Origin of the sequence: Phytohabitans rumicis, from assembly GCF_011764445.1 — a bacterium.
GTDB lineage: Bacteria > Actinomycetota > Actinomycetes > Mycobacteriales > Micromonosporaceae > Phytohabitans > Phytohabitans rumicis.
Window position 1 is genome coordinate 2197053 of sequence record NZ_BLPG01000001.1, and the last position, 15660, is coordinate 2212712.

Sequence of the window (15660 nt, forward strand, 5' to 3'; positions counted from 1 at the left end):
GTGCGCGTGGAGGACGAACTCGAATACCTGGCGGCCACCCGGCGGGCGCTGGCCCGGATGCTGGACACCGCCCGCGTGCGGGTCGACACCGGGGACGCGATCGCCGGCGACGGCTACAGCGCGGAGACGCTCGGCCGGATGCTGCGCCGTCATGTCAAGGACCTGGCCGAGGAGCCGAGCAGCCCGCCGTACTTCGGCCGCCTCGACTTCGCAGTGGAGGAAGAGCGGTACTACATCGGGCGGCGGCACGTCACCGACGCGGCGGGGCTACCGATGGTGCTCGACTGGCGCGCGCCGATCTGCCGCGCCTTCTACCGGGCCAGCGCCCGCGACCCGATGGGCGTCGCGGTCCGGCGGCGGTACGGCTGGGACCCCGCCGGCCGGCTCACCGGGTACGAGGACGAGCGGATCGGGCAGGCCGCCGGGCTCAGCCGCCTCGTCGCCGAGGAGATCGAACGCCCCCGCGTGGGGCCCATGCGCGACATCGTCGCCACCATCCAGCCGGACCAGGACCTGCTGGTCCGAGCCGACGTCGACGAGTCGGTGTGCGTCCAGGGCGCGCCGGGCACCGGCAAGACCGCGGTCGGCCTGCACCGCGCCGCGTACCTGCTCTACACCCACCGGCAGCGCCTGCGGCGTGGCGGCGTCCTCGTCCTCGGGCCCAACCGGGAGTTCCTGCGCTACATCTCCGCCGTGCTCCCGGCACTCGGCGAGGTCAACGTCCGGCAGTCCACACTGGACGATCTGCTGGACACCGGCGCGGACGCGGTGGACACCGGCGCGGCCGCGGCCGTCAAGCACGATGCCCGGATGGCCCAGGTGCTCCGCCGCGCCCTCTACGCCAACCTTGCCGAGCCGTCCGAGCCGCTGGTCGTGCCGGACGGCTCGTACCGGTGGCGGGTGTCCGTCGAGGCGCTCCGGCGCGTCGTGGCCGACGTCCGCCGGGAGGCGCTGGCCTACGGCATGGGTCGTGAGCGGGTACGCGCCCGCGTGGTCGCGCTGCTCCAGCGGCGCGCCGAGACCGTGGACACGCCCGGCGCGGTCTGGGTGCGCCGGATGAGCCACTGCCGGGCGGTGAACGGGTTCCTGGACGCGGTGTGGCCGAAGGCCCGGCCGGCGGAGGTGGTGGCCCGGCTGCTCGGCGACCGGGCGGCGCTGGCGGCGGCCGCGGACGGCCTGCTCACCGAGGCGGAGCAGGCGGTCATCGCCTGGCTGCGTCCCCGCAGGGCGCGGAGCGCCCGCTGGACCGCCGCCGACGCCGTGCTCATCGACGAGGTCGCCGGCCTGGTCGAGCACGCGCCCGGCTTCGGGCACATCATCGTCGACGAGGCGCAGGACCTGTCGCCGATGCAGTGCCGCGCGGTCGCCCGGCGCAGCGCACACGGCTCGCTGACGGTGCTCGGCGACCTCGCCCAGGGCACCACCCCGTGGGCCGCCCGGTCCTGGCCCGAGCTGCTCGCCCACCTCGGCAAGCCCGCCACCCCCGTGGTGCCGCTGACCACCGGGTTCCGGGTGCCCGCCGCCGTACTCACGCTCGCCAACCGCCTGGTGCCCGCGCTCGGCGTCGACGTACCCCCGGCGGTGTCCCTGCGGCGCGACGGTGACCTGCGCATCCAGGAGGCGCCCGACCTGGCCGCGGCCGCCGTGGCCGCGGTGCGCGCGGCCCTCGCACAGGCCGGCTCCACGGCGGTGATCGGCACCGCGGACCGGCTGCCGTCCATCGCCGCGGCGCTGGCCGCGGCCGGGATCGAGGCCGGCGGGGAGCGGGTGACCCTGCTCCCCACCGGCCTCGCGAAGGGCCTGGAGTACGACCACGTGATCGCCGTCGAGCCGGCCGAGATCGTCGAGGCCGAGCCGCGTGGCCTGCATCGGCTGTACGTCGTGCTCACCCGCGCCGTCTCCCGGCTCGACGTGCTCCACTCCCGGCCGCTACCCGATCAGCTCAGGTCGTCGCACACGTTCCGTTCCGTGCCGTGATAGATCGTCACCGTCTTGTAGGCCACCGCGTCGAACGCCACCGTGTAGACGCCGTCGAAGACCCACAGCCCGCGCGGGTGGTCGCCGCCGCCCTCCTTGAAGCCGAACATCGCCGGCCCCACGAGGTACCAGGTGGAGTTGGTGATCAGCGTGCCACCCGGCTGGTACGCGACGATCGCGTTCCCGCTCAGGTCCACGTCCACCGAGGCACCGGTGGCCGTGTTGGTGACGCGGAAGACCAGGTCACCCACGTACGCCTCGCGCTTGGTCGAGCCGTCCGGGTAGGTGGCCAGCACCTTGGTCATGACCTCGTCCACGACCGGCTCCAGGTGCACCGCGAAGTCGCAGCGCGCCCCGGCCGGCTGGTCGTACGGTGCCGACGGCGCCGGCACCCAACCACCGCTGGCCGACGCGGGCATCGGCGCGACAAATACCGCCGTCACGGCGGCAACAAGAAGAATCAGCAATCGACGCATGGAAACGAGCCTTCCCGAGCCGCCTGACCACAGGCTTACCATCGACGGACCATGGAGTTCCGACTGCTCGGACCGTTCGAGGCCCGCCACGGCGGCCGTACCGTCGAGGTCGGCGGCCGCCGCCAGGAGCGCTGCCTGCTCGCCCTCCTCCTGCTCGAAGCCGGCCGGATCGTGCCCATCGACCGGCTCGTCGACCTGCTGTGGGACGGCGACCCGCCGGACGCGGCCCGCGCCGTCGTGCACACCTACGTCGGCCGGCTGCGCACCGCGCTGCGCCCCTACGGGGCCACCATCGCCACCCGGGGCGGCGGCTATCTGATCGAGGCCGGCGGCCATGCGGTGGACGCCGCCGAGTTCACCGCCGCCGCGCACGACGCGGCCCGCGTCGACCATCCCGATGACCGGGTACGCCTGTGCGACCGGGCCCTGGACCTCTGGCGCGGCCCGCTGCTAGCCGACCTCGCCGGCGACCCCCTGCGCGAACGGCTCGGCAAGGACCTCGATGACCTGCGCCTGACCACCGAGGAGTTGCGCGCCGAGGCCCTGCTCGGCACCGGCCGCCACGACCGGGTGGTCGCCGACCTGATCCCGCTGGCCCAGGAGCACCCGGCCCGGGAACGGCTCATCGGCCACCTCATGACCGCCCTCTACCGCAGCGGGCGCCAGACCGACGCCCTGCACCTCTTCGAGCTGACGGCGAAGGCGCTGGCCGCCGACCTCGGCGTCGAGCCGGGGCCGGAGCTGCGCACGCTGCAGGAGCGGATCATCGCCGGCGACCCGCGCATGGAGCGCCCGGCCGTCCCGGTGTACGCCGTCCGGGTCCGCGACCAGTGGCTCCCGTGGGCGGTCGGCGGCCACCCGGCGCTGGAGCTCTGCAACACGTTCGCGGGGTGGGGCGGCCCCCGGATGCCGGGCGCGGAGTGGCTGCGCGGCTACCCGGCCCTCGCGGTCTGGGCAGCTCACCAGGGGCTGGCCGACGAGCCGACGGTCAACCGCCTGCTCCGCGAGGCCGAACGCGACCCGGTCGCGGCCACCGCCGTACTCGATGAGGCGCGTGAGCTGCGCGCGGACCTCTATGCCTGCCTGACGGACGCCGCGGATGTCCGCGCGTTCGAGGCCGTGGCGCGGCGCGCCGAGGCCGCGGCCAGATTATCCGTGTACGTCCGCGACGCCGACGGCCTCGGCCGGTGGTCCTTGTCGCGGGAGGCGGGGCTGCGGCTGCCCGTGCACGCCGCCGCCCGCAGCGCGGCGGAGCTGCTGGCCGACCCGCGCCGGTTCACGGTGCGCGCGTGCCCGAGCGCGCGCTGCGGCTGGCTCTTCATCGACCACAGTGGACGGCGCCGGTGGTGCAGCGTCGCCACCTGCGGCGGGCTCACGCCGGACGAGTGCGCGCGGGAGTGACCCCGACCGCCACCCAGATCGTGAGTACGGCGAGGAACTCGTCGCGCGCCGCCGCCGCGTCGACGGCGGCGAACCACCGGTCCCGCAGCTCGTCCGGGATGATCCCGGCCTCCCGCGGGATCTCCTTGTTGAACACCGGTATCACCGCGCTGGCGGACTCCGGATCGGTGAACCACAGCGGCACCGGCTCGCAGCGCACCTCGGCCAGCCCGGCCCGGACCAGCCGGCCACGCAGCGTGCGGCCCATCGTCGGGTGGTGCTGGCGCGCCGGCACGGCCCGCCAGATCGCGTCCACCAGATCGTCGGGCAGGCCGTCGCCGGCCACCGACGTCCAGTCGGTGTCGACCAGGCAGACCCGGCCGCCCGGGCGGGTGACCCGGGCCAGCTCGGCGACGGCGGCGTCCGGGTCGGCGAGGTGCTGCAGGACGCGCTCGGTGCGTACCCCGTCGAAGCTGGCGTCCGGGAAGTCGAGCGCCGTGATGTCACCGACGGCGTAGGTCACCGCGCTGCCGTCGTGCCGATCGGTCGCGACAGCGACCGCGGCGGCGGACGCGTCGACCGCGACCACCTCGCCGTCCGGGGCGACCGCGGCGGCGAGCTGCCGCGCCACCTCGCCCACGCCGCTGCCGACGTCCAGCAGGCGCTGGCCCGGGCGCGGGTCGAGCGCCGCCTGCGCGACCCGGCGGACCCGCTGGATCTCCGGGCTGGCGGCCATCCGCTCCAGCGCGCCGAGGATCAGCGCCCGGATCTGCGGCGGCATGTCGTCGACCTGGGCGAACGGGGTCGGCTCGGCGCTCATGGTCAGCTCCAGCCGTAGTTGGTGCGCAGCTCCTGGGCCACGGCCTCGAACCTGACCCGGTCCAGCACCGCACCCTCCCGGCGGATGCCGTCCTCACGCAGGGTGAGCACGCGATCCAGCCGCACCCAGCTCGGGCGCTCCTCGCGGTCCCACGCGCCGGGCCCGAGCGCGAACCAGTGCCGCTGCCCGTCGCGCTCGTCCTGGCTGGAGAGCATCAGGCCGAGCAGGGTCCGCTTGCCCTCCCGCCCGACGACCAAAACCGGACGGTCCTTGCCCTGATCCGGCAGATCCTCGTAGGCCACCCAGGTCCACACGATCTCGCCCGGATCGGCCTGGCCGTCGAGGTCCGGGGCGTACACCAGGTGGCGGCCGGCCGTCGAGATCGGGCGCGGCCGCCGCCGGAGCTTGGCGGCCACGTTTTTGAGGAGGTTGCTCACGATGTGACCCTAGCGGTTCGCGGAATTCGATCCGCGGACGTCGGGTTGGTGGGTTCATGACGAGTCAAACAGCCGCTCGCGGCCGGGTCCGCGTCGAGACCGGCGCGAAGCGCGTACGCATCGTCTTCAACGGCCAGGTCATCGCCGACACGACCAGTCCCGTGTACGTCTGGGAAAGCCCCCACTACCCGACGTACTACATCCCCCTCGCCGACGTACGGGACGGCGTGCTCACGGCCACCGAGCGCACCAGCCACTCCCCCAGCCGCGGCGACGGGCAGCGTTACACCGTCGCGGTGGACGGCAAGGAGGCCGTCGACGCGGCGCTGCGCTACCCGGAGTCCCCGATCGAGGAGCTGCGCGACCTGGTGCGCTTCGAGTGGGACGCGATGGACGACTGGTTCGAGGAGGACGAGCCGGTCTACGTGCACGCCCGCAGCCCGTACACCCGGATCGACATCCTCGCCAGCTCCCGCCACGTACGCGTCGAGATCGACGGGGTGACCGTGGCGGAGTCGACCCGCCCGTACCTGCTCTTCGAGACCGGCCTGCCGACCCGCTACTACCTGCCGATGACCGACGTACGGCTGGACCTGCTGGAGCGCAGCGACACCGTCACGCACTGCCCGTACAAGGGGCAGGCCGAGTACTGGTCGGTCCGCGTGGGCGACACGGTGCACAAGGACGTCGTCTGGTCGTACCGCACCCCGCTCCCGGAGAGCCAAAAGGTAGCCGGCCTCCTCGCCTTCTGGCCCGAAAAACCCGCCGTCACCCTCCACGTCTCCTAGCCCACGTCTTCCCCGCCCCCTTTCCCCGTCGATCAAGGGCATATGGCCGTGCTTCGATCTCCGATCCACGGCCGTTTGCCCTTGATCGGCGCGGAAATCCTTGATCGGCGCGGCAGGGGGCACGGTCCGCGCCGCCCGCCCACCGCTCTGCGCCCCCGCACCCCCAGCCGCCCCAGGCGGGGCGGTGCGCCGTGCGCCCTGCGCCGTTTGTTGGCTTCGATGATCGGGCCGCCCGCTCGGACATACCCGGCATACCCGGCCGCGAGATCCCGGGCCATCCATGACCGTGGCGAATAGTTGCCCCGCGGCGGGCAATTCCTCGCCACAGTCGTCCAAGGCGACGCCTACCGGGGCAAGCGGCGCACGTGGGCTGACTGTAGGTCCCGCGGTCACGGGAAGCCGAGGACGAAGACGGCGTCGCCGCGCCAGCCCGTACCGTCGCGACGCAGGGGGACCGGCAGCAGCTGCCCGGTCGGCGCGACCGTCGCCGGCGGGTCGGCGATGCCGAACACGATCTGTGTCGTGAGGCTGGCCGACGGGTGCCGGATCTCCAGGTGGATGTGCGCGGGCGGGGCGTTCGGCTCCGGGTACTGGGCCGGCCGGATCGTCGACAGCCGGAAGCGTCCATTGTGGTCGGTCCGCACGGTGCCCTCGTAGTAGCAGCACCGTTCCGAATCGGCCGGGCCGTAGAGGCCGCGCGCGTCGGTGTGCCAGATTCTCAGGTCGGCGCCGCCGGCCGGCCGGCATCCGGCGTCGAGGATGACGGCCTCGATGAGGAGCGCGTCGCCGCCGGCGGTCGAGCGGGCGAGCCCGTTGGTCGGGCCGGGCACCAGCGCGGACGCGGGCTCGGCCGTGCCCGGGGCCGGCCGCGCGCATCCCACCGGTGTCGCGCTCGGGGTCGCGGCCGGCTCCGGATCGCCGTCGCACCCGACGGCGACCAGCACGCCCAGCATGGCGACCACGATCCGTACGCCCATACCCCTACGAGCCACGGGAAAAGGGCGGGGTTCCGACAATGAACGGGACGCCCCGCGACAATGGGCGCTGAAGGGGGTACGCGATGTCGTGGCGCGACACGCCGCTGGCTCGGCAGTTGGGACTCGCCCTGCCGATCATCCAGGCGCCGATGGCCGGTGGACCGTCCACGCCCCGCCTCGCGGCGGCCGTCTCCTCGGCCGGCGGGCTCGGCTCGATCGCCGGCGCGATGCTCGGACCCGACGCCCTGCGCGCCGCGATCGCGGAGGTCCGGGCACGCACCAGCGCGCCGTTCGCCGTCAACCTCTTCGTGCCGCTCCCGCCGCCGCGCGCCGACCGGGTGGCGCAGTGGGCGGCGCTGACCGGGGTCCAGCCGTCGGCCCCGCCCGCGGCGCCGAGCTTCGACGACCAGCTCGCGGTCGTCATCGCCGAACGCGTGCCCGTCTTCAGCTTCACCTTCGGCATCCCGCCGCTGGCGGACGTCGACGCGGTCACGATCGGCACGGCGACGACCGTCGCCGAGGCCATCGCATTGGAACGGGCCGGCGTGGACGCGGTGGTCGCACAGGGGTACGAGGCGGGCGGTCACCGCGGCACCTTCCTCGGGCCGGTCGACCGCTCGCTGATCGGCACCCTCGCCCTGGTGCCGCAGGTCGCCGACGCCGTCGCGGTGCCGGTGGTGGCCGCGGGCGGGATCATGGACGGCCGCGGCGTCGCCGCCGCGCTCGCACTCGGCGCCCAGGCGGTCCAATTGGGTACGGCGTTCCTGCGCTGCCCGGAGGCGGGCACGAGCGAGGCGCACCGGGCCGCGCTGGACCACGAGACGACGGTCACCCGCGTACTCACCGGTCGTCATGCCCGCGCGGTGCGCACGCCTCTGGTCGAACGCCTCGAAGCCGCGGGCCTCGAACCCCCCGACTACCCGCTGGCCCGCTACCTGCTCCCGGAGCCGCCGATGCTCGCCGGCCAGGGCGGCCCACTGGCCCGGTCGCTGCCCGCGGCCGACCTGCTCGCCGCGCTGGCGGCCGAAGCGGACGGGGTTTCCGAGCGGAAGCTGTGACCCAGCTCGGCGCCCAGGCCGAAGTAGTGCCGGAAGTTGTAGATGAGCGGGCGCCACGCGGCAGGGTCGACGTGCTGCGTGCCGGGTACGACGACGCCCTGGTCGGCGTGCACCGCGAGCACGCGCGCCTCGACGATCACGAAGTCGCCGCTGACGTCCGGCTGCACGCGGGCGGCGCGGGCCTCCAACTGCAACGGGCAGTCGGCGACGCGTGGCGGCCGTACGTGCTTCGACGGCTCCGGGCGCAGTCCGGCGGCCGCGAACTTCGCCGGCTCGTACCGGAAGCGGTCGCGCTTGTGGGGCGGCACCGGGTGCCGCCCGGTCAGCGGTGCGAGGCACTCCACCGCGGACCACTGGTCCGGGGTGGGCAGGTTGATCACCAGGTCGGGGCGTTCGGCCAGGTTGCGGGCGGTCTGGCTCTCCGCGCCCAAGCCGAGCACGACGACCTGTCCGAGCGCCCACGCCGACGACATCGGCGCGAGGTTGAACGTCCCGTCGCCGTTCTCCGTGCTCAGCAGCGCCACCGGCGTACCGAAGTAGAGGATCTTGGGGTTGATCGTCACATGATCGGACACGCCGCCAACCGTAGGCGCGTGACCTTTCGGCGCCGGCCGAAGCTACCGGCGGTTGAGCAGCTCCTCGAACGGGGTCGGGTCGTCGAACGGGTCCACGATGGACGGTCGCTCGCGCCGCCCGATCTCCCGGGCCAGCTCGCCCGCCGCCTGCTCGATCCGCGCCGCCAGCGCGCCCTGCGCGGTGGCGCCGGCCCAGTCCTCCGGCGCCGCGAACACCGACGTGGGCACGACGACCGCCCGCAGGTACGCGAACATCGGCCGCAGCGCGTGCTCCAGGGCCAGCGAGTGCCGCGCCGTGCCGCCGGTCGCCGCGATCAGCACCGGCTTGTCCGTCAGCACACCCTCGTCGAGTACGTCGAAGAACGACTTGAACAGGCCGCTGTACGACGCGTTGAAGATGGGCGTCACCGCGATCAGCCCGTCGGCCCCGGTCACCGCGTCGAGCACCCGCCGCAGGTCGGGCGACGGGAAGCCGGCGAGCATGTGGTTCATCAGGTCGTGGGCGTGCGTGCGGACGTCCACGAACGTGGCGTCGACGTCCAGTTGGCGGCCGGTCGCGGCCGCCAACTGGTCCGCCAGCAGCCGCGTCGACGAGGGCTGGCTCAGCCCCGCCGAGACGACCGTGAGGGTACGGCTGGTCACCGGGTGACCCCAGCGGCCCGGAGCGACTCGTGGGTGGGCGCGTCCGGCACGTGCGCGGGGCGCAGCGCGTCGAGCTCGCGGCGCAGCACCGGTACGACCTCCTCGCCGAGCATGTCGATCTGCTCCAGCACGGTCTTGAGCGGCAGGCCGGCGTGGTCCATGAGGAAGAGCTGGCGCTGGTAGTCGCCGAAGTGCTCGCGGAACGTCAGGGTCCGGTCGATCACCTGCTGCGGGCTGCCGACGGTCAGCGGGGTCTGCTCGGTGAACTCCTCCAGCGACGGGCCGTGCCCGTACACCGGGGCGTTGTCGAAGTACGGCCGGAACTCGCGCACCGCGTCCTGGGAGTTCTTGCGCATGAACACCTGCCCGCCGAGGCCCACGATGGCCTGGTCGGCGGCGCCGTGGCCGTAGTGCTCGTACCGCCGACGGTACAGCTCGATCATGCGCTTGGTGTGCTCCACCGGCCAGAAGATGTGGTTGTGGAAGAACCCGTCCCCGTAGTACGCGGCCTGCTCGGCGATCTGCGGGCTGCGGATCGAGCCGTGCCACACGAACGGCGGCACGCCGTCCAGCGGGCGGGGCGTCGAGGTGAACGACTGCAGCGGCGTGCGGTGCTTGCCCTCCCAGTCCACGACGTCCTCGCGCCAGAGCCGGTGCAGCAGCGCGTAGTTCTCGACCGCGAGCGCGATGCCGTCCCGGATGTCCTTACCGAACCACGGGTACACCGGCCCGGTGTTGCCGCGCCCCATCATCAGGTCGACGCGACCGTCCGCGATGTGCTGCAGCATCGCGTAGTCCTCGGCGATCTTGACCGGGTCGTTCGTGGTGATCAGGGTCGTGGCGGTGGAGAGGACGAGCCGCTCCGTACGCGCCGCGATGTAGCCGAGCATCGTGGTCGGCGAGGACGGCACGAACGGCGGGTTGTGGTGCTCGCCCGTGGCGAAGACGTCCAGCCCCACCTCCTCGGCCTTCAACGCGATGGTGATCATCGCCTTGATGCGCTCGTGCTCGGTGGGCACGGTCCCGTTGGTGGGGTCCGGCGTCACGTCGCCGACGGAGAAGATCCCGAACTGCATGTCAGCCATCCTGCCTCTAGTCGCGCGTTACTTCAACTTTGAACTAGATAACGCGGGGGCCTATTCCACTATGACTGGGGTACACAGAACACATGAAGACCCAGGCCGAAGTGGCCGTGCCGGCCGGCGGCAGGGAGCTGGCCGCCATCCTCACGCTGCCGGACCGGGCCCGCGGGATCGTGCTGTTCGCGCACGGCTCGGGCAGCTCGCGGCACAGCCCGCGGAACAGGATGGTCGCGGAGCACCTCGACGCGGGCGGCTACGGCACCGTGCTGATGGACCTGCTGACCGCGGACGAGGACAGCACCGAGCTCCGGTTCGACATCGGGCTGCTCGCCGACCGGCTGGTCGCCGTACTCGATTGGCTGCCGGATGTCGCGGCGCTGCCGACCGGCCTGTTCGGCGCCAGCACGGGCGCGGCGGCGGCCCTCGTGGCCGCGGCCCGGCGGCCGGCGGCGGTGGGCGCGGTGGTCTCCCGCGGCGGCCGGCCCGACCTGGCCGCGAACGCGCTGGCCAGCGTGCGGGCCCCAACCCTGCTCATCGTCGGCGGCGACGATAGCGCGGTCATCGAGCTGAACGAGCAGGCGGCGGTGCTGCTCGGCGCGGCCGCCCAGCTCACCATCGTGCCGGGCGCCACCCACCTCTTCGCCGAGCCCGGCGCGTTGGAGGAGGTGTCCAGGCTCGCCCGGGAGTGGTTCGACCGGCACCTCCGACCTTGACACCCCTCCGCACTAGGTGGGTAAATCACCCTATATCTGGATAAGAGTGGGGGGATACCGATGCGAGTCCACCGCCTCGAGCGTGACGTCAGCGTCCTGAACGACTACCTGCCGGTGCCCGGCATCGGCTTCCTGCCCGTGAACGCCTTCGTGCTGCACGCGAAGGAGCCCCTCGTCATCGACACCGGCCTGGGCCTGCCGGACCGGGGCTTCATGGACGCGCTCGGCACGGTCGTCGAACCGCGCGACGTGCGCTGGATCTGGCTGACCCATCCGGACCGGGACCACACCGGCGCGCTCTTCGAACTGCTCGCCGCGGCACCGCAGGCGCGCCTGATCACGACGTACATCGGCGCCGGCATCATGTCGACCGAGCACCCACTGCCGATGGACCGGCTCTACCTGCTCAACCCGGGCCAGTCGCTGGACCTCGGCGACCGCACCGTGCGGGCGTTCCGGCCGCCGCTGTTCGACAGCCCCGCGACGGTCGGCTTCTACGACGACAAGTCCCGCACCTGCTTCAGTTCGGACTGCTTCGGCGCGCCCATGCCGACGGAGAGCCTCGCCGCCAGCGACGACGTCCGCGACGCGCCGCCGGACGCGCTCCACGCCGGGCAGCATCTGTGGGCCACGCTCGACAGCCCGTGGGTGCACACAGTGGACACCGATCGCTACCTCGCCACGGTCGCGCCGCTGCGCGACATGGACCCGGACACCATCTGCAGCACGCACCTGCCACCGGCGGTCGGGCTCACGTCCCGCTTCATCGACATGCTCGTGTCCGTCCCGCAGGCCGACCCGTTCGTCGGGCCGGACCAGCACGCCCTGGAGGAGATGCTGGCCAGCTTCGAGCCGGCCCAAGCGGCGACCTAGCGGTTATGGGCGCGCCTCGTACACGAGGTTGAACGGCGTCTCGGCGACGCGGCGCATGCGGGTGAACCCGGCCGCGCCGGCCAGTTGGCGCATCGCCTCCTCGCCCGCCTGGGCGCCCAGCGTGTAGCCGCCCGGCTGGGACAGCGCGTTCGGTACACATAGGAAGGTGGAGAACCCGTAGTAGACCCGCCCCACCGGGTTGAGGTTGTCCGCGACGCTGTCGCCCGCGTACGGCTCGACGATCATCCAGGTGCCGTCCGGCGCGAGCCGCTCGCGGATGTGCCGGGCCGCGCCGAGCGGGTCGCCCATGTCGTGCAGGCAGTCGAACGTGGTCACCAGGTCGTACGGGCCGCCGCCGAAGGACTGCGCGGAGGCGACCTCGAAGGCGACCTGCCCGTTCAGGCCGGCGTCGCCGGACCGGGCGCGCGCCTGGTCGATCGACGCCCGGTGGTAGTCGGAGCCAGCGAACGTCGACTGTGGATACTCGCGAGCCATGAGCACAGTGGACGCTCCGTGTCCACAACCGACGTCCGCGACCGCGGCGCCCGCGCGCAGCTTCGCCTCGACGCCGTCCAGGGCCGGCAGCCACGCGGGTACGAGGTTGGCGAGGTACCCGGGGCGGAAGAAGCGCTCGCAGCCGATGAAGACCTCGTCGTCGTGCTGGTGCCAGCCGAACCCGGCCCCGGTGCGGAACGCCTCGGTGATGCGCGGCTCGGCCCGCAGCGTGGCCAGGGCGAGCTGGAACGCGCCGGGCACGTACACCGCGCCGTCCGGGTCGGTCAACGCGAACGCCTGCTCCTCGGTCAGCCAGTACTCACCCGTCGCCGCGTCGTACTCGACGTAGCCGCCGGCGGCCTGACCGCGCAGCCACTCCTCGACGTACCGCGGCGCGGTGCCGGTCCGGTCGGCCAGCTCCTGCGGCGCCGCCGGCTTGTCCGCCAGGGCACGGTAGAGGCCGAGCCGGTCGCCGACGATGACGCTGCCCGCGCCGATCGTCGCGCCGAGGTCCCCCACGAACTTGAGCAGAAACTCGTGCAGCTTGTCCTGGTCGATAGCCATCGCGATCCCCTTTGGTCTCGTCGTACCGCTGATGGCTCTTTGTACGGCGGCGGAGCCCGCCGCCGGATCCGCTGGCGCTACCGAGACCGGGCCGCGCGCCTACCTACTTCACGGCCTGAAGATACCGAGCTCCGCCGCCCGCGCGGCGGCCTCCTGCCGGGTATGGGCGCCGAGCTTGCCCAGCACCGCGGCGACATGAGCGTCCACGGTACGCGGGGACACGACCAGCCGTTCGGCGATCTCGGTGTTGGTCAGGCCCGCGCCCAGCAGCCGCACCACCTCCACCTGCCGGCTGGTGAGGCCGGCCGGATTGGTGCGGGTGGCCTCGACCGGCCCGCGCGGGACGCGGCTGACGCCGAGGTCGCGCAGCCGCCCCCGGACGATGCGGGCGAGCGGCTCGGCGCCCAGCCGGTCCAGCTCCGCCACGGCGTCCAGCAGGTCGGCGGCGCCGTCGCTGGCGGACAGTGCCAGGGCCCGCTCGTACGGGCAGCCGGCCGCCCCCCACCACTGCGCTGCCTCCCGCCACCGCCCCGCGGCCTGCACGGCGTACGGGTGATCGCTGGACAGCGGCGGCACCGGCTGCCCGGCCACGGTCAGCCAGAAGCCCAACTCCGCGGCCCACGCCACGTTGCCGAGGCGCCGGGCGTCGTCGTACACCGGGCCGGCGATCGCGCGTGCCGCCGCGTGGTCACCGGTCAGCCAGGCGGCCTCGGCCCGGGCGGCGGCCACCGGCCCGAGCCGCTGCAACTCGTCCATGCGCACGGCCAGCTCCCACGCCCGGGCCAGCAGTTCGTCGCCGCCGGGCTGGCCGCGCCGTACCCGTGCGGTGCCCTGCACCGTCAGCGCCGCGCACACGGCCGGCAGGTGCGCCCCGACGCCCGCCTCGGCGCTGCGCTCGGCCGCCTCCCACTCGCCCCGGCCCAGCTCCAGCCGCCCGCGCGACACGTGCAGGTAGCTGAGGAACCCGATGTGCTCGGCCCGCTCGGCGAGCGGGAGCGCGGCGGTCATGTACGGCTCCGCCTCCGCCAGCTGGTAGAAGTCCAGCAGCGTCCAGATGATGTTCGCGTACGCGCGGATGGCGTGCTCGTGCTCGCCCGCGTCCAACGCGATCCGGAGCGCCCGCTCGATCGCGGCGCGGCCGGCCGGATCGCCGTCGTTCCACCGCGCGGTGCCGATGTTGGTCAGCGCGTGCGCCAGGATCGCGGCGTCGCCGACGGAGGTGGCCAGCGCCACGGCCCGCTCCCCGAGCGCGATGCTCTGGTCGGTGCGGTTGGCGAGCATGTCCAATTGCGACTGGTTGCTCAGCGCCAGCGCGAGCGCCCGGTCGTCGCCGGCCGCCTCCAGCACCGCGATCGCCTCGGTGGCGGCGGCCTCCGCGGACGCCCGGTCGCCGGCCCACCAGTGCATGCGGGACAGCCAGCGCAGGTCGGCGCCCAGGGCACCGGGGTCGCCCAGCTCCCGGCGCAGCTCCACGGCCGCGCGCTGGACGGCCACCGCGTCCGGTGCGACGCCCGCCGTATACATCTCGACGGCGTACGCGCGGAGCAGGTCGGCGCGTTCCGCCGGTGGGAACCGGTCCCGCTGCCGCAGCACGAGCCGGTAGTGGGCGATGGCCTCCCGGTGGGCGCCGGCCTGAGCGGCGTCGCGCGCGGCGTCCGGCCCGTACCGGGCGATCGCCTCGACATCGCCCGCCTCCGCGGCGTGGTGCATGAGCCGGGACAGGTCCGGCTCGCCCCGCTCGACCAGCGCCGCCAGCACCCGCGCGTGCAGCTCGACACGGCGCGCCGCCGGCACCGAGTCGAGGACGGCCCGCCGGGTCAGCTCGTGCCGGAACGCCACCCGATCCGGCGTGACGCCCAGCAGCCCGCGCTGCTCGGCGGCGGCCAGCTCACCGAGCCCGTCCGGCACGAGCGCGTCGACCAGCCACCTGTCCAATGCGGACGGTACGGCGGCGAGCTGCTCCAGCGCGTCCTGTGTGGACCGGTCCAGCCGGTGCACCCGGGCCAGCACCGCGTCGACCACCGTCGGCGGGACGGCCTCGCCCCACGCCAGCACCTCGGCCACGAAGAACGGGTTGCCCGACGTCACCGCGTACACCTCGTCGGCGTCGGTGCGATCGGCGCCCAGCTTGCGGACCGCCTCGACGGACAGCCGGCTGAGCGGCAACCGGTGCACCCGGGGCGCCCCCGACGCCAGCCCGATCAGCCCCTGCACCGGGTGGTCCCGGGTCAGCTCGTCCACCCGGTACGTCAGCAGCAGCACCGCCGGCAGCTCGGCGACCCGGCGCACGACGTACCGCAGCGCGTCGAGGGTGGCCTCGTCCGCCCAGTGCACGTCCTCCACCACCAGCACGGTGGGATGCCCGGCCCAGTCCAGCTCGGCCCGCAGCGCGGCGAGCACCTCGTCCCGGTCGGCGCCCCCGCGCAGCGCCCTGGCGAGGTCGACGCCGACCCGCCCGACCAGGTCCCGAAACGGGCCCAGTGTCCGCTTTGTCGCCAGATCGTCGCAGTACCCGATCAGCATCCGGCCCTCCGCCGGCAGCACCGCCCGCGCCGCCTCCACCAGGCTGGACTTTCCGATCCCCGCCTCGCCGAAGACCAGCGCGACGCTCCCCGCCCCGCGCGCCGCGTCCCGGGCCGCGCCGGCCAGCACCCGCAGCTCGCCTTCCCGCTCCAGCATCACCCGCCCCACGACAACCCCCTCCCGGTGATCGTCCCACGCCGTCCCACGCCGTCCCCCGCCCTCTCCCCGCCCTCTCCCCGCCCTCTCTGCGTCGATCAAGGGCGAAGCCCTCTCTGCGTCG

The 15660-nt window shown here is 73.8% G+C and carries 14 protein-coding genes and 1 pseudogene; 6 read left to right on the plus strand and 9 right to left on the minus strand.

Features of this window, described 5'->3' with window-relative positions:
- The first annotated feature begins 6 nt into the window (after positions 1-6).
- Positions 7-1977 carry a HelD family protein gene (locus tag Prum_RS09385; protein WP_503826924.1) on the plus strand — a complete coding sequence of 657 codons (1971 nt, stop codon included), beginning with the start codon at positions 7-9 and terminating at the stop codon, positions 1975-1977.
- Here the strand turns inward: Prum_RS09385 and Prum_RS09390 are convergent.
- Entirely contained in the window at positions 1938-2420 is a 483-nt protein-coding gene (locus Prum_RS09390; protein WP_246277771.1) for a hypothetical protein, read from the minus strand. The genes Prum_RS09385 and Prum_RS09390 overlap by 40 nt on opposite strands.
- A gap of 84 nt (positions 2421-2504) precedes the next feature.
- Between Prum_RS09390 and Prum_RS09395 the strand changes: the two genes are divergently transcribed.
- Positions 2505-3854, plus strand: coding sequence for an AfsR/SARP family transcriptional regulator (locus Prum_RS09395; protein WP_173075665.1), 1350 nt, complete (start codon positions 2505-2507; stop codon positions 3852-3854).
- Here the strand turns inward: Prum_RS09395 and Prum_RS09400 are convergent.
- Both Prum_RS09400 and Prum_RS09405 read right to left on the minus strand, forming a co-directional pair.
- The gene (locus Prum_RS09400; RefSeq protein WP_173075666.1) at positions 3826-4653 is read right to left on the minus strand and encodes a methyltransferase domain-containing protein; all 828 of its coding nucleotides are present in this window, start codon (positions 4651-4653) and stop codon (positions 3826-3828) included. The genes Prum_RS09395 and Prum_RS09400 overlap by 29 nt on opposite strands.
- A gap of 2 nt (positions 4654-4655) precedes the next feature.
- Complete coding sequence (locus Prum_RS09405) at positions 4656-5090, minus strand: type II toxin-antitoxin system PemK/MazF family toxin (RefSeq protein WP_173075667.1); 435 nt, start codon at positions 5088-5090, stop codon at positions 4656-4658.
- 56 nt (positions 5091-5146) lie between these two features.
- On the opposite strand from Prum_RS09405, the gene Prum_RS09410 reads away from it, so the two are divergent.
- Positions 5147-5878 carry a DUF427 domain-containing protein gene (locus Prum_RS09410; RefSeq protein ID WP_173075668.1) on the plus strand — a complete coding sequence of 244 codons (732 nt, stop codon included), beginning with the start codon at positions 5147-5149 and terminating at the stop codon, positions 5876-5878.
- A gap of 389 nt (positions 5879-6267) precedes the next feature.
- On the opposite strand, the gene Prum_RS09415 is transcribed toward Prum_RS09410, so the two are convergent.
- Positions 6268-6870 carry a dioxygenase family protein gene (locus Prum_RS09415; protein ID WP_173075670.1) on the minus strand — a complete coding sequence of 201 codons (603 nt, stop codon included), beginning with the start codon at positions 6868-6870 and terminating at the stop codon, positions 6268-6270.
- Positions 6871-6938: 68 nt separating this feature from the next.
- Here Prum_RS09415 and Prum_RS09420 point away from each other — a divergent pair.
- Positions 6939-7775 (plus strand): annotated as a pseudogene (locus tag Prum_RS09420) (NAD(P)H-dependent flavin oxidoreductase); the annotation flags it as partial.
- A gap of 11 nt (positions 7776-7786) precedes the next feature.
- Here Prum_RS09420 and Prum_RS09425 read toward each other — a convergent pair.
- Genes Prum_RS09425 through Prum_RS09435 form a run of 3 tightly spaced genes read right to left on the minus strand, consistent with a single transcriptional unit; the run spans position 7787 to position 10206 of the window.
- Positions 7787-8488 (minus strand): flavin reductase family protein, encoded by a 702-nt coding sequence (locus tag Prum_RS09425; RefSeq protein WP_246277772.1) that lies wholly within the window; start codon positions 8486-8488, stop codon positions 7787-7789.
- Positions 8489-8530: 42 nt separating this feature from the next.
- Positions 8531-9130, minus strand: coding sequence for an FMN reductase (locus Prum_RS09430; protein ID WP_173075674.1), 600 nt, complete (start codon positions 9128-9130; stop codon positions 8531-8533).
- Positions 9127-10206, minus strand: a complete 1080-nt coding sequence (locus Prum_RS09435; RefSeq protein WP_173075675.1) for an LLM class flavin-dependent oxidoreductase — start codon at positions 10204-10206, stop codon at positions 9127-9129. Before Prum_RS09435 ends, Prum_RS09430 begins: the two co-directional genes overlap by 4 nt.
- A gap of 92 nt (positions 10207-10298) precedes the next feature.
- Between Prum_RS09435 and Prum_RS09440 the strand changes: the two genes are divergently transcribed.
- Positions 10299-10925 carry a dienelactone hydrolase family protein gene (locus Prum_RS09440; RefSeq protein ID WP_173075677.1) on the plus strand — a complete coding sequence of 209 codons (627 nt, stop codon included), beginning with the start codon at positions 10299-10301 and terminating at the stop codon, positions 10923-10925.
- Between the two features lie 60 nt (positions 10926-10985).
- Positions 10986-11798, plus strand: coding sequence for an MBL fold metallo-hydrolase (locus tag Prum_RS09445; RefSeq protein WP_173075679.1), 813 nt, complete (start codon positions 10986-10988; stop codon positions 11796-11798).
- Positions 11799-11801: 3 nt separating this feature from the next.
- On the opposite strand, the gene Prum_RS09450 is transcribed toward Prum_RS09445, so the two are convergent.
- Both Prum_RS09450 and Prum_RS53685 read right to left on the minus strand, forming a co-directional pair.
- Entirely contained in the window at positions 11802-12857 is a 1056-nt protein-coding gene (locus Prum_RS09450) for a class I SAM-dependent methyltransferase (protein WP_173075680.1), read from the minus strand.
- Between the two features lie 108 nt (positions 12858-12965).
- The gene (locus tag Prum_RS53685; protein ID WP_218577161.1) at positions 12966-15536 is read right to left on the minus strand and encodes an ATP-binding protein; all 2571 of its coding nucleotides are present in this window, start codon (positions 15534-15536) and stop codon (positions 12966-12968) included.
- Positions 15537-15660: the final 124 nt, after the last annotated feature.